This window comes from Pseudomonas sp., from assembly GCF_049590575.1.
Taxonomy (GTDB): Bacteria; Pseudomonadota; Gammaproteobacteria; order Pseudomonadales; family Pseudomonadaceae; genus Aquipseudomonas.
The window spans coordinates 14,973-39,466 of the sequence record NZ_JBAWDE010000086.1; the positions used below are offsets into that span (position 1 = coordinate 14,973).

Here is a 24,494-nt window from a genome sequence, read left to right on the forward strand (position 1 = left end):
GTGCGTCCTTTTATTGTTGTTGGAAAGACACTGTGCAAAGACTGTAGCTGTGGCTGCTGGGATTACCTGTGGCAAGCCCGCTCGCCACACTGTCACAGCCACTTAGCCAAAGATGTATCGGTTAACCACACCTTCAAGCATCTCCTGCCGACCACTCACGGCCTGTGGGTTCAGCTCGTGTTCAAACGCGTGCTCGGCCAGTGACGCCAGGCTGAACTCACCCGCCAGCACGGCCTGGCCCAGCGGCTGCTGCCAGCCGGCATAGCGCTGGTCCTTGAACTGCTGCAACCGGTCGTTCTGCACCATCGCTGCCGCGCGCTCCAGCGCCAGGGCCAATACGTCCATGGCGGCGACATGCCCGTGGAACAAATCCACCTCATCCAGGCTCTGGCGGCGTACCTTGGAGTCGAAATTGTAGCCGCCATTCTTGAAACCACCGGCCTTGAGGATTTCATAGGTGGCGAGGGTCATTTCTTCGACGCTGTTGGGGAACTGGTCGGTGTCCCAGCCGTTCTGTGGGTCGCCGCGGTTGGCGTCGATGCTGCCGAAGATCCCGAGGGACACGGCGGTGGCAATCTCGTGATGGAAACTGTGCCCGGCCAGGGTCGCGTGGTTGGCCTCGATATTCACCTTGATCTCGTGTTCCAGGCCGTATTCGTGCAGGAAGCCGAACACCGTGGCGCTGTCGTAATCGTATTGGTGCTTGGTCGGCTCCTGGGGCTTGGGCTCGATCAGCAGGTCGCCCTTGAAGCCGATCTTGTGCTTGTGCTCGACCACCATGCGCATAAAGCGCCCGAGCTGTTCACGCTCGCGCTTGAGGTCGGTATTGAGCAAGGTTTCATAGCCTTCGCGGCCGCCCCACAGCACGTAGTTGGAACCCTTGAGGCGCAGGGTCGCGTTCATCGCGCTGAACACCTGGGCGGCGGCGTAGGCAAACACTTCCGGGTCCGGGTTGCTCGCGGCGCCGGCGGCAAAGCGCGGGTTGCTGAAGCAGTTGGCGGTGCCCCACAGCAGCTGGATGCCGGTCTGTTCCTGGTGGCGTTCCAGGTGGTCGACCATCTGAGCAAAGTGCTCACGGTACTCCTTGAGCGAGCTGCCTTCGGGCGCCACGTCGGTGTCGTGAAAGCTGTAGTAGTCGATGCCCAGCTTGGAGAAAAACTCAAAGGCCGCATCCGCCTTGCCGATGGCCAACTCCATCGGGTCGCCACTGCGCTGCCAGGGGCGCTTGAAGGTGCCCACGCCAAACATGTCCGCGCCGGGCCAGACAAAGGTGTGCCAATAGCAGGCGGCCATGCGCAGGTGTTCGCGCATGGGTTTGCCGAGGATGATCTTGTTGGCGTCGTAGTGGCGAAAGGCGAGGGGGGCGTCACTGTTGGGGCCTTCGAAGCGGACCTGCTCGACACCTGGGAAGTACGGCATGGCGTTTTCCTTATTGTTCTTGGCGGTGTCTGGATACTAACAACGGCACCTGGCCTGCCGATTATGAAAATCACCAAAGCAGGGTGCGATTTTGAGTGGCGAGGACTAGTCTGTAGCGACCGGCAAAAGGACAAAAACAATGAAAACCCTACCGCCCGTGCACCGCATCGCGCTGTTGTTCAACGGCAGCAAGATCTACGACCGGGGCATTATCACCGGCATCGGCAACTACCTGAGCAGCACCCGCGCGTCCTGGGACTTGTTCCTCGAGGAAGACTTCCTGTGCCGCCTCAAAGGCATCGAACGCTGGCAGGGCGACGGCATCATTGCCGACTTCGACGACCCGCTGATTGGCGAGGCGCTGGCCGACATCAAGCTGCCGGTGGTGGCGGTGGGCGGCTCGTATCAGGATGCGCGTGCCTACCCCAAGGGCATTCCCTATGTGGCCACCGATAACCATGCGTTGATGAAGCTTGCGTACGAGCACCTGATCGACGCGGGGTTGACCCGCTTTGCCTGCTTCAGCCTGCCCGAAGCCCAGGCCAACCGCTGGGCCCAGGAGCGCGAAAAAGCCTTCAAGCGCCTGCTGCAACGCGACGGTCTGCACGCTGAGGTGTATCGCGGCCTGGGCACCAGTGCACCGTTGTGGGACAGCGCGGTGGAACAGCAGATCGCCTGGCTGCAGGCCTTGCCCAAGCCGATCGGCATCATCGCCGTCACCGACGCCCGCGCTCGGCAACTGCTGCAAGCCTGCCTGACCGCCGGCATTGCGGTGCCGGAGGAGGTGGCGTTGATCGGCATCGACAATGACCCGCTGACCCGCACCCTCACGCGGGTGCCGCTGAGTTCGGTGATCCAGGGCACCGAGACCATGGGGCGCACCGCGGCGGCGCTGCTGCACCAGATGCTGCACGGCAAACCCTGCACCGGCACGCAGATTCTGGTGCCGCCGGACGCGATCAACGTGCAGGCGTCCAGCCTTCATCAGCCGTTGGGCAATCCGTATGTGATGCAGGCGCTGTTGTTTATCCGCCAGTACGCCTGCCAGGGGATCAAGACTGCGCAGGTGGCGGCCTATGTCGGCGTCTCGCGCTCGTCGCTGGAGTCGCATTTTCGCAAGGAGCGCGGCTGCAGCGTGCATGACGAGATCCTGCGTTTCAAACTCGCCGCTGCCGCCAAGGGCCTGGAAAACCAGGCCCTGGCAATTGCCGATATTGCATCGAGCTGCGGCTTCAAGTCGGCGCAGTACCTGCACACGGTGTTTCGGCGCGAATTTGGGTGTACGCCGCGGGAGTATCAGCAGGGCCCATGACTCAAGAGTAAGGTGAAACCCATTTTTGACCGCGTTTCAGGCGTTAAAACACGGCTTTTACCTGCAAACCCAACACCAGCGCGTTGTCGATGTTGTCACCGGAAAACGCCCCCGGCTCGATGATGTATTGCACATCCGGGCGCAGGGTCAGCCATGGCGTGGCCTGGTAGCCGTAGCTGAGTTCGATCAACTGTTCGGCGTTGTTGAGGTTCGGGTAATCCGTCCCCGCGTTGAAGGCTGCCTGTTCTTGCACATCACGACTGCGCGTATTCGGCACCGCGCGGCCATAACCCAGGGCCACGGTGTCCCGTGGTCGGCCTTCGAACGGTTTGTACAACACCACGCCCGCGCCATACCACTTGCTGAACGGCGAGGCGGCTTCGCTGGCGGCAGAGTATTGGCCGAAGGCGTGCAGCACGCGGCCCGGCGAAGAAGCGGAAGCCCACACCGCCTGGTCGATCAGCAGGTAATGGCCGCCGCGCCCGCTGACTTCTTTGTCGCTGCCGATGCGTTTCACGTCGGAGCTGTCGTAGTAGTAACCCAGCTTGTACTCACCCGGCAGGGTGCCTGCGTGTTTGTACACCAACTCGATCGGCACCACGGTGCCGGTGGTGTGCTTGGGGCTTAGGTGCCAGGCGCGGCTGGAGTCGCCGTTGCTCTCAGGGTCGACATTGAACGCCGCGACACGCAGCTGCCAGTTGGGTGAGAAGTCGTATTTCACCCGCGCGCCCAGGCGCGCATTCGGGTAGTTGGTCCAGCCGCTGCCACCGGACATGTTCAGCGGGTGCCCACAGAAACCGGCGTTCATGAAGTTGCACAGGATGCCGCTGTCGAGGCCGCCGAGGTCGTTGCCCATCGCCATATAGCCGAGCTTGAGGTTGAGCGCGGGGGTGAACAGCGTGCGCTCGTAGCTCAGCTCGGTCAGGCGGGTGTAGAGGCCGCCGTAGTTTTCCTGAATCGGCAGGCGGTTGCCCACCAAGTCTTCGGAGGCGCTGTTGCCGCGTCGATCGTTGATGGTCAGTTGGATGCGGTCGCCATTGTTAAAGCCGTAGAGCTTGCCCAGGTCGAACTGCACGCCCAGCTTGAGGTTTTGCGAGTAGCGCGCCGAGCGGTGCTGGCCGCCGTGGGCGTTGTAGGCGGTTTCGCCGCTGTAGTCGCCGGTAAAGCGGATGCCTTGCGCGTCGAGTTCACGGCGTAGGCCGCCCCAATCGCCGGTCAGTGTGGTGTCGTCGGCTTGAACGGGCAGGGCAGCACCCAAGGCCAGGCCGAGCAACAGGCGCCCAAGGGAAACATGAGAAGAGGGGGTCATGCGGGTTCTTCCAAAGCAGAAGGCGCGGTGCCGGGGGGGCACCGCGCGACCCGGGGGTTTTGGCAGGGCGTAGGCGATCACGTAGTCGCCACGGTCGGTGGACTGGCGTGCACCGCCGGCGGTGATCACAACGTACTGTTTGCCGGTTTTCGGCGACACGTAGGTCATCGGGCCACCCTGGCTGCCGACGGGCAGGCGGGCTTTCCAGATTTCATCACCGTTGGCGCTGTTGAAGGCGCGCAGGTAGAAGTCCTGGGTGCCGGCGATAAAGATCAGGCCGCCCTGGGTCGACAGGGTACCGCCGAGGGTCGGCAGGCCGATCTTGATCGGCAGGTGCATGCGGATGCCCAGCGGGCCGGTGTCTTCAACCGTGCCGACCGGCACTTGCCAGGCGATTTTCTGGGTCTTCATGTCGATGGCGGTCAGGGTGCCGAAGGGCGGCGCCTGGCACGGAATGCCGGCCACCGACAGGAAGCGGTTTTTGTTCACCGCATACGGCGTGCCTTTGAGCGGAACGGCGCCCATGCCGGTGTTCAGCGCTTCGCCACCGGACGAGGCCTGGGCATTTTTCTGCCCTGGCACCATCTGGATCCACAGGCCCAGGCGCATGTCGTTGACGAAGATAAAACCGTGCACCGGGTCGGTCGAGAGGCTGCCCCAGTTCATGCCGCCCAGGGAGCCAGGGAAGCTCAGGGATTTATCGGTGCCCGGCGCGGTGTACAGGCCGTCGTAGCGCATGCCTTTGAAGTCGATGCGGCACAGCAGCTGGTCGTACGGGGTGGCGCCCCACATGTCCGATTCGGTCAGGGTTTGCGCACCGATCTGCGGCATGCCCACCGATTTTGGCTGGGTTGGCGAGTAGGGTTCATTGGGGATGTTGGCGGCCTTGACCGGTACGTCCTGGACCTCGGTCAGCGGCTTGCCGGTGGCGCGGTCGAGCACGTAGATCTGCCCGGCCTTGGTGCCGATCACCACCGCCGGTACCGCCTTGTCGCTGCCGGGTGGGGTGAAGTCGATCAGGCTTGGCTGCATCGGCAGGTCGAAGTCCCACAGGTCGTTGTGGACGGTCTGGTACACCCACTTTTCAGCACCGGTGGAGGCGTCCAGCGCGAGTACCGAAGCGCCGTATTTGTGGTTGAGTTCGGTGCGTTCCACACCGTAGATGTCGGTGGACGAGCTGCCCATCGGCAGGAAAACGGTGTTCATCAGCGGGTCGTAGGACATCGGCGCCCAGCTGTTCGGGGTGCTGCGCACGTAGGTCTTGTCGCCGGTCGGGGCCTGCTTGTCTTCTGGGTTGCCCGGGTCGAAGGCCCAGCGCATCTGGCCAGTGAGCACATCGAAACCACGGATCACGCCGCCCGGCATGTCGGTTTGCACGTTGTCCGCGACGCGACCGCCGACCACCACGGTGGTGCCGGCCATCAGTGGCGCCGAGGACAGTTGGTAGTAGCTGTCGGGCACATTGCCCAGGCCTGCTTTCAAATCCACCTGGCCATGGGTGCCGAAGTCTTCGCAGAATTTGCCGGTGTCGGCATCCACTGCGATCAGGCGCGCATCAATGGTGTTGGTCAGCAAGCGGCGCTGGCACTGCGCACCGGCGGGTAGGCTGGCGGCCATGATCGGCGAGCTGTTCGGCTGGGTCGGCTGGGCAATCGGCGCGGTGGCGTCGAAATACGCCATGCCACGGCAACGCTGCCAAACTGCAGACTTGGCGTTGACTTCGTTCTTCCACAGCTCTTTGCCGGTGTCGGCGTCAAGGGCGATCAGGTTGTTGTGCGGCGTGCAGATAAACACCTTGTTGCCGATCTGCAGCGGGGTCAGCTGGTCTTCGGCGCCGTTGCCGTCGCTGATGGCCACATCACCGGTGTGGTAGGTCCACGCCACTTTGAGTTTGTCGATGTTGTCGCGGTTGATCTGGTCCAGCGCAGCGAAGCGGCTGCCACCTTCGGTATTGCCGTAGTGCGCCCAGTTTTTCTGTGCGTCAGCCGCGGCTACCGGGGTGATGCCAGGGCCGGCGCCGGTCGGTGCCACGCTGGGGTGGGCGACAAACATATTGCCCGCCGCCACCGCCACGCCGATTGCCAGCACAGCGGCAACGCCATAGGCGCCGCGTGCAGGACGGCCGGCGAGCAGCGGGTACACCAGCGCCACCACCATGCCGATCGCTGCAAACATGAACAGCCGCGAGAACAGTGGCCAGAACACCAGGCCCACGTCCGCCACGGCCCAGATCGCCGTGCCCACCAGGAACGCGGCGAACAGCCACGCGCCCGCGGGGTTGCGCCGGGCAATCAGCAGGCCGGCAATGGCCATGGCCACGCCGCCAACCAGGAAGTACCAGGAGCCGCCGAGGCTGACCAGTTTGGCGCCGCCAACGGCCAGCGCGAGGCCGAGCAGGGCGATGATCACGCCCAGGCCCAGCAGGAGGAATCTAGAGGCGCCGGTGGCGCTCGATGCTCGTTTCATGTCGACAGGACTCTATTGAGAGTGGCAAAGACGCGATTTTAGCAACATAAGTAACCAGTTAGTACATTGCAGTCCGCAATAGTCTGTTACCGATAGGGTGATGATAGCCCGTCGTTAAAAAAGGCTGGCTGGATGTTGATCTGGATCAATATCGGACTGTGGATGTGCTGGTATAAACGCTGCCCTTTTCCAAATCGGCACACATTTGAGCCCCGCAGACGCTTGGGTCGAACCAGCAGGGCATAAGTGTGGGTATGCGCCATACTCACTTCCAGCGGCGGCATGCAGCGTTCAGCTTTATGCCGCTTCAGCCGTGCCGTCTTCCGAGACCGGACCTCGTACCTATGCCAGAACGCAACTACAGCTTGATACGCAAGCTCGCCAACACGTCCCTGCGCCTCAATACCGTGCTGATCTGTGCGGTGTTCCTTAATCTGCTGATGCTGGCCGCCTGTTATTGGGCGCTGAGCAAAGTGGTCACTGAAGAACGCAATAAGGTAATGCTGCATTTCAACCGGCTGGTGGGCGATATCCGCCAGCACGAAGTCTTCATCACCCGGATCGCCCGGCATGGCAACCAGACCTCGCAACGCCAGCCGATACCAGGCATTGGCGCGGGCAGCCGAGTGGTGGTGGATGACCCGGGTGTGCGGATCTTCGAAGGCGCGCAATATACGTTTTCGATGCCGTTCACCCTGGCGCAACGCCATACAACCACCGGCCCGCATCCGGGCAATTTCGGGCTGGGCATGATGCTCGCCAATTTTTATAGCTATTTCTGGAGTACCTCCGTCTACCCCTCACCGCAGGTGTTTGTGATTGGCGCGCAGGGCAATACCAGCATGGCCGTGCCGGCGATCGACCGGTTTCCTGGGCGCCCACAGCTGACGGCGCAAAACTACCTGGCAACTGTTGAAAAGGTCTACGCCGCGTTACAGGCCAGCGGGCCAGCACCGACTGACGCGGGGGTGCGCTGGGCGCGGGCGCAGAATTTTATTAACGGACAGTCCCGTGAGCTGCTGAGCTATCTGGATTTCCAACTACCCGATGCCCTCTGGTGGACCCCGGAACGCCGGATCATTGCGGCCACCCTGTTGGACCTGGAACGCATCAATGATCCGGAGCAGTTGTTCGAGCGCCCGATCTACGACCGGTTGCAACTGTTGTCTCCCCGGGGGGACTCGCTGATCGACACAGTCGGCGCGGTGCAAACTTACGGGCAGGGCCTGAATGCCACGCTTGATGGCCTGGTATTCAAGATGGGCGGCGCCAACACCGGCGGCTGGGTGGCGCTGTACGGGCTGAGTTACCAAAGCTTTTTCGGCTATGCCAAGTGGCAGTTGCTCGGTGGTGCGAGCTTGCTGCTGGTGAGCCTGTTCGGCAGTTGGGCCGCGATCCGCTGGTACGCGCGCAAGGTCATTTCCCCGGCGCGCCAGGCCCATCTGGAGATCGTTGAAAGCGACACCTTCAGCCGCACGGTAATCCAGACCGCCCCCGTGGCACTGTGTGTACTGCGCCGCGCCGACCGTTACCTGATCATGCAAAACCCACTGGCGGAGCGCCTGCTCGGCGATGCCCATGAGTTGGCAACACTGCGCGAGCACTGGGGGCTCAACCCGAACCCGGCTCGGCCCGACGGTGACGTGATCTTCCAAAGCCAGAGCGGTCACACGCTGCATGGCAGTTTCGCGTCGGCCCGCTATCGCGGTGAGGATGTGGTGCTCTGTGCGTTCAATGACATCAGCGCACACAAGGCGGTCGAGCAGAAACTGGCTGAGGCCAGTGAGGCTAAGTCGCGCTTCTTGGCGACCATCAGCCATGAGATCCGCACACCGCTCTACGGCGCGCTCGGCACGCTGGAGTTGCTGGGGCTCACCGAGCTGACCGCCCAGCAGAGCAACTACCTGCAAATTATCGAGCGCTCCTCGGCGATTCTTCTGCAATTGGTCAGTGATGTGCTGGACGTGTCAAAGATCGAGGCCGGGGAGATGGCGCTCGAGTTTGCCGACTTCAGCCCAAGGGCGTTGGCCGAGGATGTGGTGGCTGAATACGCCGGCACCGCCGTGGGCAAGGGCCTACAGTTGCACCTGTGTATGGACGGGGAGGTGCCGGGTGTCATGCAAGGTGATGTGCGGCGTATCCGGCAAGTGCTGACCAACTTACTGAGCAATGCGCTCAAGTTCACCGAAAACGGCAGCGTGACGCTGTACCTGAGTGCGGCGCTCGCCGACGAGACGGCGACCCTTCAATGGCAGGTAAAGGATACCGGCATGGGGATTGCCGTCGACCAGCAAGCCCATTTGTTCGAACCGTTCTACCAGGCTCATCGGCACGCCCATCCCGTCGCCGGAACCGGGCTGGGCTTGTCCATCTGCGCGCACCTTGCGCGCCTGATGGGGGGCCGTTTGACCGTCAGCAGTGAGCCTGGGGTGGGCAGTACTTTCACCTTCAGCGTCAGCCTTGCCCTGGTGCTGCGCGACCTGCCGACACCCACGCCTGCCCGGCAGACCCATCGCCCAGGAAAGTTGGGGTTGAACCTGCTGGTGGCCGAAGACAATCCGATCAACCAGCAGTTGCTCAAAGAGCAACTTGAGCAGCTCGGCTGTCACGTGACCCTGGCCAGTGATGGGCATGCGGCACTGGCGCGCTGGACGCCCGGTTTCGATGCGCTGCTGACCGATATCAACATGCCGCTGATGGACGGTCTGGAGCTGGTGCGTGCGTTGCGCCGACAGGGTGCGCGGCTGCCGGTGGTTGCCGTGACCGCGAGCGCCATGCAGGAGGAGACCCAGCGGTTCGTCGCAGCGGGCGTGGATGCCTGGTTGGTCAAACCCGTGAGTCTGCGGGATTTGTACACGGTGTTGCGCCGTTACTGCCGACAGGTGGAAGGGCCCGACCCACAGCTCAAGGAACCGCCGGACCGCGTTGAGCTTTCGCCACGCATGCGTGAGCTGTTCCTGAAAACCATGCGCGTGGATATGCAAGCGCTGCGCGATGCCTGCGAGCACCGGCACGTCACCGCGATTGTGCAGCAGCTGCACCGTTTGCGCGGCGCGTTGGCGGCGGTGCAGGCCAAACAGTTGGAACACACCTGCAAAACCTTGGAGAAGCAGATACTGGGAGGGCATGACATACCCGAGAGCGTCTTTGCATTCATGGATGATATCGAGCGATTACTGGAGGGGATTGCACGCCGTGCACCTCCATCAAATGACTGAGACTGGATAAAACAACCATGATAAAAACCACGGTGGTAATAGCCGACGATCATCCGATTGTGGCAATGGCGGTGCAGGAAATCATTGAGCGCGATGAGCGATTTGAGGTGGTGGGCCTAGCCAGCGGACCAACTGAACTGGTGCAGTTGCATCAAGCACTGTCGCCGGATGTGGTGATTGCCGATTACAACATGCCAGGTGACGACACTTACGGTGATGGGCTGCAAATGATCGAGTACCTGTGCCGACATTTCAGCGATACGCGCATCCTGGTGTTCACCATGCTTTCCAATCCGCTGATCCTCGGCAGTCTGTATGACCTGGGTGTTTGGGGCGTGATTCTGAAGAGTGGCGATTTCAATGAAATCGCCCTGGCACTGCGGGCGCTGTCAAAGGGGCGTAAATATCGACCGGCGCCGCTGATCCCGGCGGACCCGGGAACGCCCGGCGAGCAACAAGTGCAAGCGCGGATTGCCCGGCTTACAGTGCGCGAATATGAAGTGCTGCGCCACTTCGTGTCAGGCCTGAGTGGGCGCGAAGTGGCGGCATTACTGCACCGAAGTACCAAAACGGTCAGCGCGCAAAAAGTCTCGGCCATGCGCAAACTGGGGGTTGAGAATGATCAGGCATTGCTGGCGTTCTGTGCGGATACCCACCTCTTTCTGTAAGCCATGCACAGTGGCTTACTGGGTAGAGCGGAATAAGAAAGTTCTCAATCTGAGCGAAATTTCAGGTTGATCTTAAAGACAGCTTTCGGGCCCGTCCGCATAATGTCGCCCACAGTGTCAGGCTGCATTGCTACCTGCAGCGAGCGTGCAAGTTACGCACGCTCCAGTGCTTGTTGTCACTAATAAATCGCAGATTGATATCGCAGTTGTGCATCAGTAATGCATGTTAAGGCGACGGCTGCTTTGTGCCCGGAAAAAGGATAAAACATCAACTAAGGAGGTTTTTATTGAGTCGCTAAGTAATTGAAGTTAGACCCTGTGAAGCATTATTTACCCACCGTCATTGAATAAAGTATTGAGAGAAAATCGAGTATGAAAAGACACCTTTTTTTGCCTGTGCATGCGGCTGTTGTGGGCGTTTTCGGTTTGCTGATGTTGTCCAACAGTGCCAGCGCCGCGGAAGCCGGAACCATTACGTTCAACGGTAAAATCACTGACGAAACGTGCGAAGTGACCACCGGTACTGCAGGGGATTTCACCGTGGACCTGGCCACCGCCAAAGTCGCTGACCTGGCCCAGGCTGGCGCTACCGCGCTGCCGTCCAACTTCCGTATTGCCGTCAACAAATGCTCGCCGACGGTGACCAATGTTCGCGCACAATTTTTGTATGACGCCAACCTGGTCGATATCAGCTCGGGCGTGCTGAAGAACCAGCTGAGCGGTGAAACCTCCGCCACCAACGTCGGCATGCAGCTGTACAACTACGCAGACAACTCGGTGATCAAGCCCGGTGATGCCGGCGCTGCCAATAGCTTCACCGTGGACAACGGCGCGGGTGAAATGATCTACGGCGTTCAGTACTACGCGACCGGCAAGTCCACTGCGGGCCTGGTCAAGAGCCAGGTTAAATACCAACTGAGCTATAACTGAGAACGTCCCTCTGCGCAGTCTCTGCGCAGAGGGGACTACCCCGACTATGCGGATATATCGACTGTTAATTGGCTGTCTGCTCATTTACGTGATGAGTTTCGATGCGCGCGCCAATGTTGTGCTGGGCGGCACGCGCTTGATTTACCCTGGCGGCGAACGTGAAGTCACGCTGACCCTGTCGAATAAGGGTACGGCCCCGGCGCTGGTGCAATCGTGGATGGATGACGGGGCCAGCGACTCCACCCCGGAAACCAGCTCCGCCCCGTTTTTGATCATGCCGCCCCTGACCCGTATCGAAGGCCAGACCTCGCAGACCTTGCGCATTCTATTCAACGGTTCGGCACTGCCTGAAGATCGTGAGACGTTGTTCTGGCTCAATGTACTTGAGGTGCCGCCGGTTTCGGAAAAGTCGAAGAACAAGAACAACTTGTTGCTGGCTATCCAAAACCGAATAAAAGTTTTTTATCGCCCGACGAAACTGGGCATGCCGCTGCATGAGGCTGCGCAGCACTTGAAGTGGCATGTTTTCAGTAAGGGAGGGCGGATAACGTTGCGCTGCCATAATGCCTCGGGTTTGTATATCTCATTTGCGGATGTGCAGGTGCGGCAGGCGGGCAAGGTCTTCGCTAATACCGACGGTACGCATATGGTTGCGCCGGGCGGCCAAGTGTTATTTGAACTAAGCCCGCAGGTAACGCCCGCACCTGATATCAAGGAAGATGGCGTGCGGTTTCATTACATTAACGACTACGGTGCATTAAAAGTCGTGAACTCACGGATTGATTAAGTTTAATTATCTCTCTCGTTAAAAGTCTATGAACCGTTTTGACCGATCGATACTCAGCAGAAAAGTATTTCTGACGGCACCGTCATGCTCAATCGTTCGTTTCTGGGCGGTGGTGTGCCTGGTGTTCAGTTGGGCAGACGACAACGTGATGGCGGACGAACCGGTGCTGCCGGCGGCCGCCTCACAGGTGGACTTTCAGGATGCCGAATTCACCAGTTCTTTTCTGGTGGGCAACGCCAAACGCACGGATATGTCGCGCTACCAGAAAGGCAACCCGGTATTGCCAGGACGTTACGATTTGGACATTTACATCAATGGCAAACAGGTGACACGCGCCAAGGTCGAGTTTGTGGATGAGCCCAACAGCACAATCGCGCAAGCCTGTTTCACCGCGGCGGCGATGAAGCGCCTGGGCATCGACATGCAGCCCCTGGTGCCGTTCAACGGTTGCCGCAAGCTCAAGGCGGTGCTCCCGAACACGGCATCTTATGCCGATATCAGCGAGCAGAAACTCTACCTGCAGATACCCCAGGCCAACCTGCGGCGTATTCCCCGTGGCTATGTGGAACCGGAGTTCTGGGACGCGGGCATAACGGCGGCGAAACTCGATTACAACCTCAACTATTTCACCACCCAGAACGACAATTACGGCAGCAACGACTCGGCCTACCTGGGCTTGCGTGGCGGGTTTAACGTCGGCCTCTGGCAATTCCGGCAAAACGGCAACCTGAGTTGGACCCAGGGTGGCAAAACCGAGTGGAACCGCATGTCCACCTACCTGCAGCGGCCGGTGGCGCAGCTCAAGAGCCAGGTGACCCTGGGCGAGATCAATACCAAGGGCGTAGGGTTTGACAGCATCGCCGTGCGGGGTGTCAGCCTGGCGTCGGACGAGCGCATGTATCCCGATTCGCAAATCGGCTTTGCGCCGGTGATCCGCAGTTTTGCGCGCAGCAACGCCCGGGTCGAGGTATGGCAGAACGATATAAAGCTTTATCAGACCACCGTGACCCCCGGCAACTTTGTGATCGATGACCTCTACCCCACGGGCTACGGCGGCAACCTGAATGTGGTCGTCACCGAGGCTGACGGCAGCGAGCGGCGCTTCGATGTGCCTTATTCGTCGATCACTAACCTGATGCGACCGGGGCACGCCAAATACGATTTGGTGGCCGGCCAGTTGTATAACCAGAACCTGAACAACAACGCCCACCTGTTCCAGGGCACCTTGTTCTACGGCTTGAGCAACAGCCTGACCGGTTATGGCGGCTTTCAGGTCAGCGAAGGGTTTCATGCAGGGCTTGCCGGGGTCGGCTTGAACACCGCGCTGGGGGCGTTTTCGGTCGATCTGACCCAGGAAACCACCCAACTGGGCGGTCGCAGCGGTTCCGCCTCGGGGCACAGCGTCAAAGTGGCGTACAGCAAGATGCTGAGCGAGACGCGGACCAATTTTACCCTCGCTGCGTACCGCTACTCGTCCTCCCAATACATGACGCTGTCCCAGGCGGTCGACGCGCGCGAACGCGTCAAGGTCCCGGGGTATCAGGACCAGTGGCTGTGGTATGGCAATGAACGTGACCGCTTCGATATCAGCCTCAATCAGCCGGTGGGCACCTATGGCTCCTTGTTCCTGACCGGCAGTACCAGCAAGACCTGGGGCGGTTCGGGCGCTTCGAGCCGGCAGTTCGAAGTCGGTTTCAACGGCAGCGTCGGCGATGTCAGCTACAGCGTTTCCGCCAGCCGTAATAACGATGAGTTTCTCGGCGCCCAGACCCAGTATTTTCTGAGCCTGAATATTCCCTTGGGCAGCGGGGCCAAGTCGCCGACGCTGAGCACCCAATACACCGGCGGCCACGGGCAGGGCAGCACGCTGCGCAACTACCTCAGTGGTGTGGCCGATGACGCCGGCCGCCTGAGTTACGGGGTGACCCAGGCCACGGACACCAGGACGTCAGGCTCGGGCAGCGTCAACGCGCAATACCGCGGCAACCGCAGCACCGTGCGCGCCTCCTATGAACAAGGCGGGGACTACAAGTCGACGTCGCTGGGCAGCGACGGCAGCCTGGTGGTGCACAGCGGTGGCGTAACCCTGTCGCCGAACACCGGCGACACCATTGCGCTGGTCTCCGCACCGGGCGGCGAGGGCGCGAGTATTGGCGGGCTTTCGGGGCTGGTCATCGACAAAAACGGCTATGGCGTGATGCCGTATCTATCGCCTTACCGCATGAACAACATCAATCTGGACCCCAAGGGCAGCTCGATGGATGTCACGTTTCAGAACACCACGCAACAGGTCGCGCCTTTTGCCGGCGCGATTGTCCGCGTCGACTTCCAGACACGGGTCGGGCAGACGGCGGTGATTCATATCACCAATGGCAGCAGCCTCAAATTGCCGTTCGGCGCGGACGTGCGTGACGAGCGGGGCAATGTGGTCGGCGTGGTCGGGCAGGGCAATAACCTCTTCGTTCAGGGCATCGATGACGACGGTGCGCTGAGCGTGAACCTGCCGGACGACTCGACCTGCCAGGTTGCGTATCGGTTCGGCAGTAAAACCGCCAGCGGTGCCAAGGGGTTGCTGCAAACGCAAGCGCCGTGCCTGCAACGCGAAGGCACACGGCTGAGCAGCCGATGACGATGAGCAGATTTATTTATGCAGTGTTGCAGCTGGTTGTCGGCGTGATGCTTTCAACTTCCGCTTATGCGGTATGCGGGATGATGCCCAACTATCAGGAAGGTGCGGTCGTGGATATAACCATGGGGCGTATATCAGTACCCTCGGGGGTCGCTATTGGTGATGTGTTCTATAGCAAGGAGTTTCCTATTGTCGGCAGTTTTTTCTCCATTGTTTCCTGCAAGCCCGGTGACACCACGCAATGGCGGGTCGTACAAGGCACAGCCACCAATATAACTAACGTCTACACCACTAATATCGCCGGTGTCGGCATGCGTACAAGTTGGATACCCGCACAATCCGCTTCAGCGTTTTATGCCGGAGAAAAGACTACCTGGCAACTCGGGATGCCGGGTGTCAGTGGGTCGGCGGCGCAGAATACCTTGGTATTCAATGTGAGTGGAACAGTGGTCGTCGAGTTGATCAAGCTCAGTGACACGCTAGGTTCCGGTGCATTGGCCGGCGGCACCTATACCAACAACACAGCGCAATCGACTTACCCGTTCAACAGCGGTGTGTTCCTGACCACGCGCATCACCGGAGGCGGCAGCGAGATCGTGCCGGAAACCGGCACCTGCTCCATCGGCGACCTCAGCGTAGACCTGGCCCCCGTGCCTTTCGGGCGCTTTACCGGGCAGGGCTCGACCACGGGCGAGACCTCTTTTAACGTGCCCTTTACCTGTACAGGGGCCAACGGCGCTGTGACCCTGACCCTGGATGCAGACAGGTTCATCCCCGACGGCAGCCTGGGCCTGATCAAACCGCAGACCGGCGACAACTACGCGTCTTGTGTGGCGTTGCAGGTACTGGATGCCTCCAGCAGGCAGCCCGTGCCGCTGGGCGCTACCCCTGTAATAGGCACAGTACTGAATAACTCGACGAGTTTTAACTTGCCCTACTTAGTGCGCTATTACCAAAGTGCCGGCGGCAATCATTGCGTGACGCCCGGGCAAGTAAAAGGTACCGCAACGGTCACTGTGAAGTATCAATAAACGGCGCTCTCAAGGCCCCGCCAAACCGTCTCTGACTTAGAGGATGGCGGCTTTCTGTTGCCGAGCGCTTTTGTGGATCACAACTAACGTCAAGGACGGGATAGATGAACCTTCAAAAGAAGCCACTCAGTTATGCAATCAGTTACGCGCTCTTAGTTGCACTGTCGCCGGCACAGGCGGCCCCAATCGGTGCCGTTGATGTGTCGTCCGAAGCGGGCGAACTGCTGGTGCTGGATAACGACCAGGTGTCCTTTACCGGCAAAGGTGCTGCTGTTCGCGTGGTGGGCGGCCAGAATGAATTCATCGGGACCGGCATGGATATCCAGGCCACCACCGGCGGGCCCAATGAGGCGGTGACCGGGTTGCAAGTGCAGGGCGGCGGGCGGGGGACGTTGCAAGGCTCGACGATCGAGGCCAGCGGCTACTTCGGCGATGGGGCCAGCGCCAGCGGTGCCGGCTCGCATGTGCAACTGGGACAGACCGACATCACCACCGACGGCGAGCGGGGCCGTGGGGTCCTGGTGGGCCAGGGGGCCAGCGCGCAGTTGGTCGGCGGCACGGTGACCACCACCGGGTTCATGGCCGATGGGCTTTCAGCCATGGGCGACGGTTCAAGCATCAGCGCCGCCGGCACGCGCGTATCGACCACCGGCAACGCCGCTTATGCAGTGCGGGCGCAGCAGGGGGCTCGCATCAAGTTGAACAGTGTCACCGCGACTGCCCATGGCAATGCCGCCGCGATTGCCATTACCGGTGCGGACACCGTGGTGACCGCCGACGGCGTGACCGCGCAATCGGACGGGGCCCAGGGCGTTGAGATGCAAGAGGGACGTCTGGAATTCAGCAACGGCAGCATCAAGGCCAAGACGGACGGCATCCTGATTCGGCCCAGCTCCCCCAACGGTGGTGGGACGGCAGTGGTGCGCAATTCGCAAGTCCTCTCCCAAACCGGCAACGGTATCAACCTCGACGCCACAGGCGCGTCCCTGGAGCTTTACGACTCCCACGTGACCGCTGAGGGCGACAACGGTTCGGCGCTCTGGATGCCCGGCAGCGACAGCCACGCCGACGTGCACGACAGCCAGCTGGAAACGTGGGGTGCGCAGGGTGCCGGCGTGGACAACCGCGCCGGTACCTTCCAGCTGGACGGCGGCAGCGTGGTCACCCATGGCGCCTCATCCCACGGGCTGTATGCCTCCACCGACGTGATCGGTAGCCAGGCCGGTGGCCCCCGTGCGACGTTCGATGTAAAGAACGTACTGATCGAAACCTTTGGTGATGGCTCGGCCGGGGCGTTTGCCCGGCTGGGCGGTACAGCTATAACGCTGGCCGACAGCCAGGTCCTGACCCACGGCGACCTCAGCCATGGCCTGATCGTATCCGGCGACGGCGCCAGCCTGCAGAGCACCCGCACCGACGTGCGCACCGAAGGCAACTCGGCCTATGGTTTGTCGGTCAGCAACAATGCCACGGCAGACCTGGCCGGCACCCACATCGAGACTGTTGGAGAGAAGGCCTACGGGTTGGTCAGCCAGGCGACCGTTGCGGGCGTCACCAACCAGATCGACCTGTCGGACAGCACGGTCCTGGCGCATAACGGCGCCGCATTGCGCGTCGCCGGCGGCAGCTTGCTCAGCCACCTGACCAACGCCAGCCTGGGGGGGCGCAGCGCCGACCAGCCCGGTACCGCCGTGTGGATCACCGACGGCGCCAATGGGGTGGCGGCAGAGCAGGTGACCCTGGACAGCGACCATTCGCTGATCGACGGCGATATCCTCGTGGAGAGCGGCGTGCTGCAGTTGGGCCTGCAGAACAGGTCGTACTTTGAAGGTGCCGTGAATGACACGCCGTTGAGTTCCAGCCTCAGCCTGGACGACAGCAGCACCTGGCTGATGCGCGGCAACTCCAGCATCGGCCAGCTGACCAACAACGGCACCGTGGAATTTGCCGGCTCGGCGGCAGGCGAGTTTATGCGCCTGAGCGTGGCCGGCGACCTTGAGGGCGACGGGCAGTACATCATGAACACTGACCTGGGCGCGCTGCGGGGTGACCGGATGGAGGTAGGGGGGGAGGTGACCGGAAACAACCAGTTGCTGGTGCGCAACAGTGGCAGCGAGCCTTCCAGCGGCGGGCAAAAATTACTCATGATCGACAGCCAGGGTGGCACTGGCGGCTTTACCCTGGCCAACCGTGGGCAGGAGGTGGATGTGGGCACCTACCGCTACACGTTACAGCGTGACGACAGCGCGGCCGGCGATGCGAAGTGGAGCCTGGTCAACACCACCGAGCAACTGTCTACCGCGGCCAGTGCCGCGATCAACAGCAGTGCACTGGCAACCTTGCGCGACACCTGGGACGCCGAGCGCGGCAGCCTGATCCAGCGTCTGGGCGATGTGCGTGGCGACGGCCAGCGCGAAGGCGTGTGGATGCGTGGCTACGGCCAGGAGCAGCAACTGGACAACGGGGCAGGACGGCACTTCACGCAGAACATCAACGGCGTTCAAATGGGTGTGGACGGGCGGATGGCGCGCAGCACCGGCTCGCTGATCCTCGGCGGCCTGGCCGGTTACAGCCACGCCAATCGCAGCTTCAACGGCGAGGGTAACGGCACGCTCGAAAGCTACTACATCGGCACCTACGCCACCTACCTCGACGATTCCGGCTGGTACACCGACAGCGTGCTGACGCTTAATCGCTGGTCCAGCCGTTTCGATGTAGACGGTACCGATGGCCAACGCGTCAGCGGCAAAACCCACAGCACCGGCGCCGGACTTTCGGTGGAAACCGGCAAGCGCCTGGATATCGGCCACGGCTGGTTCGTCGAACCCCAGGCGCAGCTGTCGGCGCTGTACGGCGGCGGTGACCGCTACCGGCTGAGCAACGGCATGCGGGTTGACGCTGACAGCGGCGTTTCAACCCAGCTGCGCGGCGGCGCACGGGTTGGCCGACAGTTGCAGTTGGACAACGACGTCGCGATCCAGCCGTACCTCAAGGCCGGCTGGATTCAGGACCTGTCGGCGCGCAACCAGGTCCAGACCAACGGCATCAGCAGCCACCCCGACGGTAACGGCGGCGGCTGGTATGCGGGTGCCGGGATCACCGGTGCACTGGGGCGGGGTCAGCACGTGTATGCCGATGTCGAGACCAGTGACAGCTCAACCCAGAAGCGCCCGTGGGCGCTGAACCTTGGTTACCGGCTGACGTGGTAAGACCGCGCTGCGCAAAGTGTCAGAACTTGAAGCGTCCCACCAACCCCTTGAGCTGCCCGGAAATATCGGTCAAGCGCCCAGAGCCGGTCTGCGCCGAATGCGCAAAACCCTCCACCAATTGCGCATCGGCATGGATCTGCGCGATGTGGCGGTTGATCTCCTCGGCGACCTGGTGCTGTTCCTCGGCGGCGGTGGCGATCTGGGTGTTCTGGTCGCGGATCGAATCCACCGAACCACGGATTTTGTCGAAGCTGTCGCGCGCCTGCTGGATGCGTTCCACGCTGGTGTGCGACACCTGCAGGCTGCCCTGCATCTGCTGGGTGACTTCCTGGGTACGGCGGGCGAGGTTGCCCAACAGGCTGTCGATTTCGCCGGTGGAGTCAGCGGTGCGGCGAGCCAGGGCACGTACCTCGTCGGCCACCACGGCGAAGCCACGGCCCTGGTCACCGGCGCGCGCCGCTTCGATGGCCGCGTTGAGCGCCAGCAGGTTGGTCTGCTCGGCAATTGAGCGGATGGTGTCGAGGATGGTGTTGATGTTTTTGCTGTCCTGCTCCAGCAGTTGCATGGTCTGGGTCGACTTTTGCAGGTCTTCACTCAGCTTGAGCACGCTGCCGGTGGCTTCGCCGATATGCTGCTGACCGTCGTGCACATCGCGGTAGCCTTCGTCTGCGCTGGTGGCGGCGGCGCTGCACGAGCGCGCGACTTCGTTGGCGGTGGCCACCATTTCGTTGAACGCGGTGCTCACCAGTTCCACGGCTTCGCGTTGGCGACCGGCGGCCTGGTTCATGTTGTGCGCGACCTCACTGGTGTCGGCGGCGGCGGTCTGCAGGTCGGAGGAGGCGTTGCCGATGCGCTGCACCAACTGCGCGATCACGCTCAGGAACTGGTTGAACCAGCCGGCCAGGCTGGCGGTTTCGTCCTTGCCTTGCACCTTGAGTTGGCGCGTCAGGTCGCCTTCACCTTCGGCAATCTCTTGCAGGCCGTCGGCAACGCCGCGAATCGGGCGCACGATCACGCTGGCAAAGCTGGCGCCGACAATCGCGAACACTACGGCCAGCGCGGCGGCGATGGCGGCGATCAGCCAAGTCAGGCGCGTGGCGCCGGCCATCACTTCATCGCGCTTGATTAGGCCGATAAAGCGCCAGCCCAGGTCTTTGGAGCTGACCACGTTGGCCATGTAGGGCACGCCATCGATGTCGATCTGGGTCACGCCGTCACCGCCTTTGGCCAGTTCGGCGTAGTTGGGGCCCAGGTCGGCCAGGGGCTTGAAGTTGTGTTTGGCGTCGCTGGGGTCCACCAGCACGTTGCCGTTGGCTTCCACCAGCATCAGGTAGCCGCTGTCGCCCAGCTTGATGGTACGCACCAGTTCGGTGAGCTGCTTGAGCGACACGTCCAGGCCGACCACCCCCAGGATATTGCCGGAGGCGTCGGCGACGGTGTGCACGGTGCCGATCAGCGAGACATCGTCCGGCGCCCAATAGTAGGCGCCAGTGCGCACGGTTTTGCCCGGTGCGGCGAGAGCGGCCTGGTACCAGGGGCGCACCCGCGGGTCGTAGTTATTCAGTTTGGTGTCGTCTGGCCAGCTGGCGTAGCCGCCGTCCTTCAAGCCCAGGGACAGATAGGCGGTGCTGGGATGGCTCTTGGCAAACTGGTCGAAAATCGCCAGCAGCTCGGTATTGGTCGGGGTCAGGGGGATTTGTGCGGCGTCGGCGCCGGCGTAGCTCTTGAGGTCTTTGGCCGCGACCACGCGCGGGTCCTTGGCGACGAAATCGACGTTCTGGCTGATGCCGTCGAAGAACTGCTTCATGCCATTGTCGATCTGGCGGATCTCGCGCCCGCTGCTGTCGAGGAAATTCGCCAGGGCCCCCTCGCGCACATTCAACACGACCAGAATGGCCACCAGGATGACCGGCAGGCAGGCGATGCCCGCAAATGCCCAGGTCAGCTTCTGCTTGATATTCATGACTTCACCCGCGGGTATTTATAGTTTTGGCAAGGAGAAAACAGTAGCGTCGAGCGTCGCATGGTTGTTATGAAGGGGGTGTGGCCCATGCGTACCCCCTGTATATCGACCGCGGGGGCACGCACTTGAGGCCGGAGGGCGGGTTTAACCGATGCGCTCGCCGCCGAGCGCATCACGCTGCATTGACTGCAGGTTTTTCTCGATGGTTTCGCAGATGGTTTCCATCTGGATCTGGTGTTCGCTGGAGCGGAACGGGCTTTGCAGGTCGGTGCCGATGCGTTCGATGGCCAGCAGCATAAAGCCCACCACCGTCGACGCCAGCGGCGTGAACCAGCCCAGGGATTCCACCAGGCCGACCGGCACGATCAGGCAGAACAGCGAAATAAACAGCCGTGGGAAATACACGTAGGGGTAGGGCAGCGGCGTGTTGGCGATCCGCTCCATGCCGCCCTGGGCGTTGGACAAGTCCACCAGGGTCGACTCAACCCGCGCCAGGCGAATGCTGTCCAGGCGCCCGGCCTTGTATTCCTTGGCCAGCAGCGCCGCCGAGCCGGTGAGGATGTCATTCGCAAAGTTATTCGTGGCGCCATTGCGCGCGAACTCCTCGGCGGGGATGAACGCGCGGATCTCGTCAGGGCAGGGCTCGCCTTTTAGGTGCGCGGCCAGGCAGTTCACGTAGGCCACGTGGCGACGCAGCAGCGTGGCCTTGACCGGGTTGACCTCGCTGCCGTGGTCATCGAGCAGGGTCAGCACCTGGCGTGCAAAGCTGCGCGAATTGTTGACCATCGCCCCCCACAGCGTGCGGGCTTCCCACCAGCGGTTATAGGCGCTGCTGTTGCGGAAACTGATCAGCACCACCAGCGCCGAACCGAGCAGGGTGAGCGGCATCAGCGGCAGATTGATCTTGGCGGTCAGGAACAGCATGAAGTCCACGGTGACGGCGACGTCCCACAGCAACAGCCAGAACAACGACCAGCCCACGTAGCCCATGGTCTTGATGACCAGGCGGTATTTCTTGGCGATAGCGTCTTTCAAACGAGGACCTCGCGGAGGCGGTAGGCAACAGTGCCTTAGCTCGGACGCCGTTTGGCGGTGAAAGGTTCGCGCCGGGGCCTGAATCGTTTAAGTTACTGGCTGCCCTCGCTCTCGCGTAGTCGCGTTAGTTAGCAGGTTAAATGTAAGAAAATGTCACAAAATACGATTTTGTAATAATGCGCTTAATGACGAATTGGCCTCTGGAACAATTTTGGTAGCGATGTGGTCGCCTCAAGTAACCCGGATATAGTGCGCCCAAGGCAAAACGCCACCAGTGGCGTTGTTTTCGACGCACGTTGTTATGAGGCCCGGTTGCAGAAGTTCTGTGGCTGAGATCAGTGGATTCAAGTTGGGTGATCAGGGCTCTTTCTCATGCGCGTCAGTGCGTTGCAATTGGCTATAGATGAGTCGGCGCAGGGTTTTGAGCGCCATGCGGATTTTGAAGCATGCATACGTTCGCATTATGCAATGTTGCTTGTTCCCTATTCAAAACGACCCTTTTTTTATAAAAGCGCGTTGCAACTCAACCGTTTGATGGTGTCGTTCACCTTACTCAGCGAATACTTCTCCAAACCGGCGCCCTTGCTGTCCGAGGTCAAGGCGTTTTGTGCGGCGCGTGGGTTCTGTTCGAAAAATAGCCTGGAATCCCTGTTCCTGGTGTTCAGGGCCTTGGGCTTCATGGGCGTGAAAGGGCACCCGGATGACAGCCGTTTCCGGGTGTTCAGCCCATCGCCTTTGGCGTGCCAGGAAGTGCGGTTGATGCTGGCATCGGTGTTGGAGCCGCTGGCCTTGATGTGTGCCGAGAAAGCGATTTTTCAGCAGATGCCCGAACTGGATGATCGCTCGGTGCTGGAATGTTACTTCAAGGGGTTCGCCATTGTTCTTCAACGTCAGTTGACCATTGACGTCGCAGTGCCTGAATGTGATTGGCTGGTTAAGCGTGACGCGGGGCATCTATTGATGCTGGCAATTTATATCGATGCATGCGTGCCGAACACTAACGGTGAAAGTTTCAGGGTGTCTTCTTATCTGTCACTCGCCAGGCAATTGTCCGTGTCCAAGACTCATATCATCCGGCTGGTCCAGGAGGGGGCCAGCCGGGGCTATTTCAAAGTGCATTCAAAAACGGTACTGGAAGTGCTTCCGCCTTTTGTGAGTTTGGTCAGGCGGTTCATGGCTTATTGGTTTGCTATCAGCCTGCAATGTATTGAATTGGGTCAAGGCGAACGTCGGTGAGCAACTAATGCGCAGGGAGTGTGAGGATGCCGGCCAATTTAAGAATCAGACCGCGAATGCAGCGGTTGCTGTCGCCTGCGGTTGCCCACGTTGAGTTGATCGGGATCATTGCGTGGTTGAGCGTGTTGCTGGCTGACCGCGAGAAAACGTCTGGCGTGGACCTGGCGGTTATCACGGGTTGCCTGTTTGCCGTGTATCGATTTCACCGCGCTGCAACGAACTATTTTGTCTGGCGGGCGCTGGGTGTGATCTATATGGCGCTGCTCAGCGCGGGGTTTGCCTACGTGATCCGCATCAGTCCGCAACTGCAGGTGTTTGCGCTGCCCCTGGCAGTGACGTTGGTGGTCAGCAGCGCGATCCTGTTTATCGTTGCCGAGGATTTCCTGATAGCCGCAGCGGCGGTCTGGTTAGTGACGTGGCCCTTTGTCCAATTGGGCCTTTACCAGGGCGTGGAGATTTACCTGTTTATCTTTTGCGCGGCGTCGGTGTCGATTGGTTTTGTGCTGAATTTTTTCTACCTGAAAAATCTGCGTTCGGTGCTGCTGGTGGAGAGTGAGTTTCGCGTCATGGCGCAAACCGATTACCTGACCTCCCTGTTGAATCGCCGGGCCTTGATGGAGAGCTTCGCCAAGCTGCTAGCGGCGGGCGAAAGCGGCTACTTCATGATGTTGGATATCGACGGTTTCAAGTTGAAGAACGACCAGTTTGGCCACGACGTCGGCGACAAGATCCTGTGCGCCATGGCCGATTGCCTGAAGTCCACGCAGGGCAGTCACAGCGTCGGTCGTATCGGCGGCGAGGAATTTGGTGTGCTGTTGGTGGGCGATGACCCGTGGGCCGCCACCGATTACGCACTGCGCCTGCTGCAGGCGATCCGCTGCAGTGTCGCGCCACCGCATAACTACACCTGCAGCGCCGGCCTGGCGCGGTTTACGGGCGGGGCCGAGATGTCGGCGGTGCTCAAGTGCGCGGATCGCAACCTGTACGCCTCCAAAGGCAACGGTAAGGACCGCGTGTATTTCAACGGTGCACCGGTTTGTCACGGCTCAGTCAACCCAACAGTAAGGAAGGCATATGAAGATTGAACTTGAGGACGTTGATGCACCCAAAGGCTGTCTGTTACATCTGGGCGAACTCAGCCTGATGTTCACCACGCGGCTGGAGGCCCAGCAGTTTGTCGAGCGGCTGCAAGGGCGGATCGATGCACTGACTTTCGGCGCCGTCGAGCCCACGGCGGATGCGCACAGTGAGCAGCCAGCCTGAATCCAGCACCCCGGAGGCT

Annotated in this window: 14 protein-coding genes and 2 pseudogenes; 11 read left to right on the top strand and 5 right to left on the bottom strand. The window is 61.0% G+C overall.

Annotated features, from left to right (window positions below):
• Positions 1–102: 102 nt before the first annotated feature.
• The gene (gene xylA / locus WBR57_RS06570; RefSeq protein WP_424083139.1) at positions 103–1,419 is read right to left on the bottom strand and encodes a xylose isomerase; all 1,317 of its coding nucleotides are present in this window, start codon (positions 1,417–1,419) and stop codon (positions 103–105) included.
• 139 nt (positions 1,420–1,558) lie between these two features.
• On the opposite strand from xylA, the gene WBR57_RS06575 reads away from it, so the two are divergent.
• Positions 1,559–2,731: a XylR family transcriptional regulator gene (locus tag WBR57_RS06575; protein WP_424083140.1), complete on the top strand. Its 1,173-nt coding sequence runs from the start codon at positions 1,559–1,561 to the stop codon at positions 2,729–2,731.
• Positions 2,732–2,774: 43 nt separating this feature from the next.
• On the opposite strand, the gene WBR57_RS06580 is transcribed toward WBR57_RS06575, so the two are convergent.
• Positions 2,775–6,506, bottom strand: a complete 3,732-nt coding sequence (locus WBR57_RS06580) for a membrane-bound PQQ-dependent dehydrogenase, glucose/quinate/shikimate family (protein WP_424083141.1) — start codon at positions 6,504–6,506, stop codon at positions 2,775–2,777.
• Between the two features lie 344 nt (positions 6,507–6,850).
• Between WBR57_RS06580 and WBR57_RS06585 the strand changes: the two genes are divergently transcribed.
• The 7 genes from WBR57_RS06585 to WBR57_RS06615 all read left to right on the top strand — a co-directional run bounded on the left by WBR57_RS06585 (position 6,851) and on the right by WBR57_RS06615 (position 18,978).
• Positions 6,851–9,724 carry an ATP-binding protein gene (locus tag WBR57_RS06585; protein ID WP_424083142.1) on the top strand — a complete coding sequence of 958 codons (2,874 nt, stop codon included), beginning with the start codon at positions 6,851–6,853 and terminating at the stop codon, positions 9,722–9,724.
• Positions 9,725–9,741: 17 nt separating this feature from the next.
• Positions 9,742–10,392, top strand: a complete 651-nt coding sequence (locus tag WBR57_RS06590; RefSeq protein WP_424083143.1) for a response regulator — start codon at positions 9,742–9,744, stop codon at positions 10,390–10,392.
• 411 nt (positions 10,393–10,803) lie between these two features.
• Positions 10,804–11,322, top strand: coding sequence for a fimbrial protein (locus tag WBR57_RS06595; RefSeq protein WP_424083144.1), 519 nt, complete (start codon positions 10,804–10,806; stop codon positions 11,320–11,322).
• Between the two features lie 91 nt (positions 11,323–11,413).
• A complete protein-coding gene (locus WBR57_RS06600) occupies positions 11,414–12,109 on the top strand; it encodes a fimbrial biogenesis chaperone (RefSeq protein WP_424083145.1) in 696 nt (231 codons plus the stop codon).
• Positions 12,110–12,230: 121 nt separating this feature from the next.
• The gene (locus WBR57_RS06605; protein ID WP_424083146.1) at positions 12,231–14,738 is read left to right on the top strand and encodes a fimbria/pilus outer membrane usher protein; all 2,508 of its coding nucleotides are present in this window, start codon (positions 12,231–12,233) and stop codon (positions 14,736–14,738) included.
• Positions 14,739–14,740: 2 nt separating this feature from the next.
• Positions 14,741–15,769 (top strand): fimbrial protein, encoded by a 1,029-nt coding sequence (locus tag WBR57_RS06610; RefSeq protein WP_424083147.1) that lies wholly within the window; start codon positions 14,741–14,743, stop codon positions 15,767–15,769.
• Positions 15,770–15,873: 104 nt separating this feature from the next.
• The gene (locus WBR57_RS06615; RefSeq protein WP_424083148.1) at positions 15,874–18,978 is read left to right on the top strand and encodes an autotransporter outer membrane beta-barrel domain-containing protein; all 3,105 of its coding nucleotides are present in this window, start codon (positions 15,874–15,876) and stop codon (positions 18,976–18,978) included.
• Positions 18,979–18,997: 19 nt separating this feature from the next.
• On the opposite strand, the pseudogene WBR57_RS06620 reads toward WBR57_RS06615, so the two are convergent.
• From WBR57_RS06620 to WBR57_RS06630, 3 genes and pseudogenes are all read right to left on the bottom strand, one after another.
• Positions 18,998–19,534, bottom strand: a pseudogene (locus WBR57_RS06620) (methyl-accepting chemotaxis protein); the annotation flags it as partial.
• Positions 19,535–19,867: 333 nt separating this feature from the next.
• Positions 19,868–20,941 (bottom strand): annotated as a pseudogene (locus tag WBR57_RS06625) (HAMP domain-containing protein); the annotation flags it as partial.
• A gap of 144 nt (positions 20,942–21,085) precedes the next feature.
• Positions 21,086–21,976, bottom strand: coding sequence for a bestrophin family protein (locus WBR57_RS06630; RefSeq protein WP_424083149.1), 891 nt, complete (start codon positions 21,974–21,976; stop codon positions 21,086–21,088).
• 372 nt (positions 21,977–22,348) lie between these two features.
• On the opposite strand from WBR57_RS06630, the gene WBR57_RS06635 reads away from it, so the two are divergent.
• From WBR57_RS06635 to WBR57_RS06645, 3 genes are read left to right on the top strand one after another with little or no spacing between them, the layout of a single operon-like run.
• Positions 22,349–23,212, top strand: a complete 864-nt coding sequence (locus WBR57_RS06635) for a hypothetical protein (protein WP_424083150.1) — start codon at positions 22,349–22,351, stop codon at positions 23,210–23,212.
• A 26-nt stretch (positions 23,213–23,238) separates the two neighbouring features.
• Entirely contained in the window at positions 23,239–24,297 is a 1,059-nt protein-coding gene (locus WBR57_RS06640; RefSeq protein ID WP_424083151.1) for a GGDEF domain-containing protein, read from the top strand.
• Positions 24,287–24,475 carry a hypothetical protein gene (locus WBR57_RS06645; protein ID WP_424083152.1) on the top strand — a complete coding sequence of 63 codons (189 nt, stop codon included), beginning with the start codon at positions 24,287–24,289 and terminating at the stop codon, positions 24,473–24,475. The genes WBR57_RS06640 and WBR57_RS06645 overlap by 11 nt, the downstream gene beginning before the upstream one ends.
• Positions 24,476–24,494 lie beyond the last annotated feature (19 nt).

What these genes read in the sequence shown, in the direction of transcription:
- WBR57_RS06610 (WP_424083147.1), top strand. Translation starts at nt 14,741, where the DNA reads ATGAGCAGATTTATTTATGCAGTGTTGCAGCTGGTTGTCGGCGTGATG.
- WBR57_RS06640 (WP_424083151.1), top strand. Translation starts at nt 23,239, where the DNA reads ATGCCGGCCAATTTAAGAATCAGACCGCGAATGCAGCGGTTGCTGTCG.
- WBR57_RS06590 (WP_424083143.1), top strand. Translation starts at nt 9,742, where the DNA reads ATGATAAAAACCACGGTGGTAATAGCCGACGATCATCCGATTGTGGCA.
- WBR57_RS06580 (WP_424083141.1), bottom strand. Translation starts at nt 6,506, where the DNA reads ATGAAACGAGCATCGAGCGCCACCGGCGCCTCTAGATTCCTCCTGCTG.
- WBR57_RS06585 (WP_424083142.1), top strand. Translation starts at nt 6,851, where the DNA reads ATGCCAGAACGCAACTACAGCTTGATACGCAAGCTCGCCAACACGTCC.
- WBR57_RS06600 (WP_424083145.1), top strand. Translation starts at nt 11,414, where the DNA reads ATGAGTTTCGATGCGCGCGCCAATGTTGTGCTGGGCGGCACGCGCTTG.
- WBR57_RS06575 (WP_424083140.1), top strand. Translation starts at nt 1,559, where the DNA reads ATGAAAACCCTACCGCCCGTGCACCGCATCGCGCTGTTGTTCAACGGC.
- xylA (WP_424083139.1), bottom strand. Translation starts at nt 1,419, where the DNA reads ATGCCGTACTTCCCAGGTGTCGAGCAGGTCCGCTTCGAAGGCCCCAAC.
- WBR57_RS06645 (WP_424083152.1), top strand. Translation starts at nt 24,287, where the DNA reads ATGAAGATTGAACTTGAGGACGTTGATGCACCCAAAGGCTGTCTGTTA.
- WBR57_RS06635 (WP_424083150.1), top strand. Translation starts at nt 22,349, where the DNA reads ATGCGCGTCAGTGCGTTGCAATTGGCTATAGATGAGTCGGCGCAGGGT.
- WBR57_RS06615 (WP_424083148.1), top strand. Translation starts at nt 15,874, where the DNA reads ATGAACCTTCAAAAGAAGCCACTCAGTTATGCAATCAGTTACGCGCTC.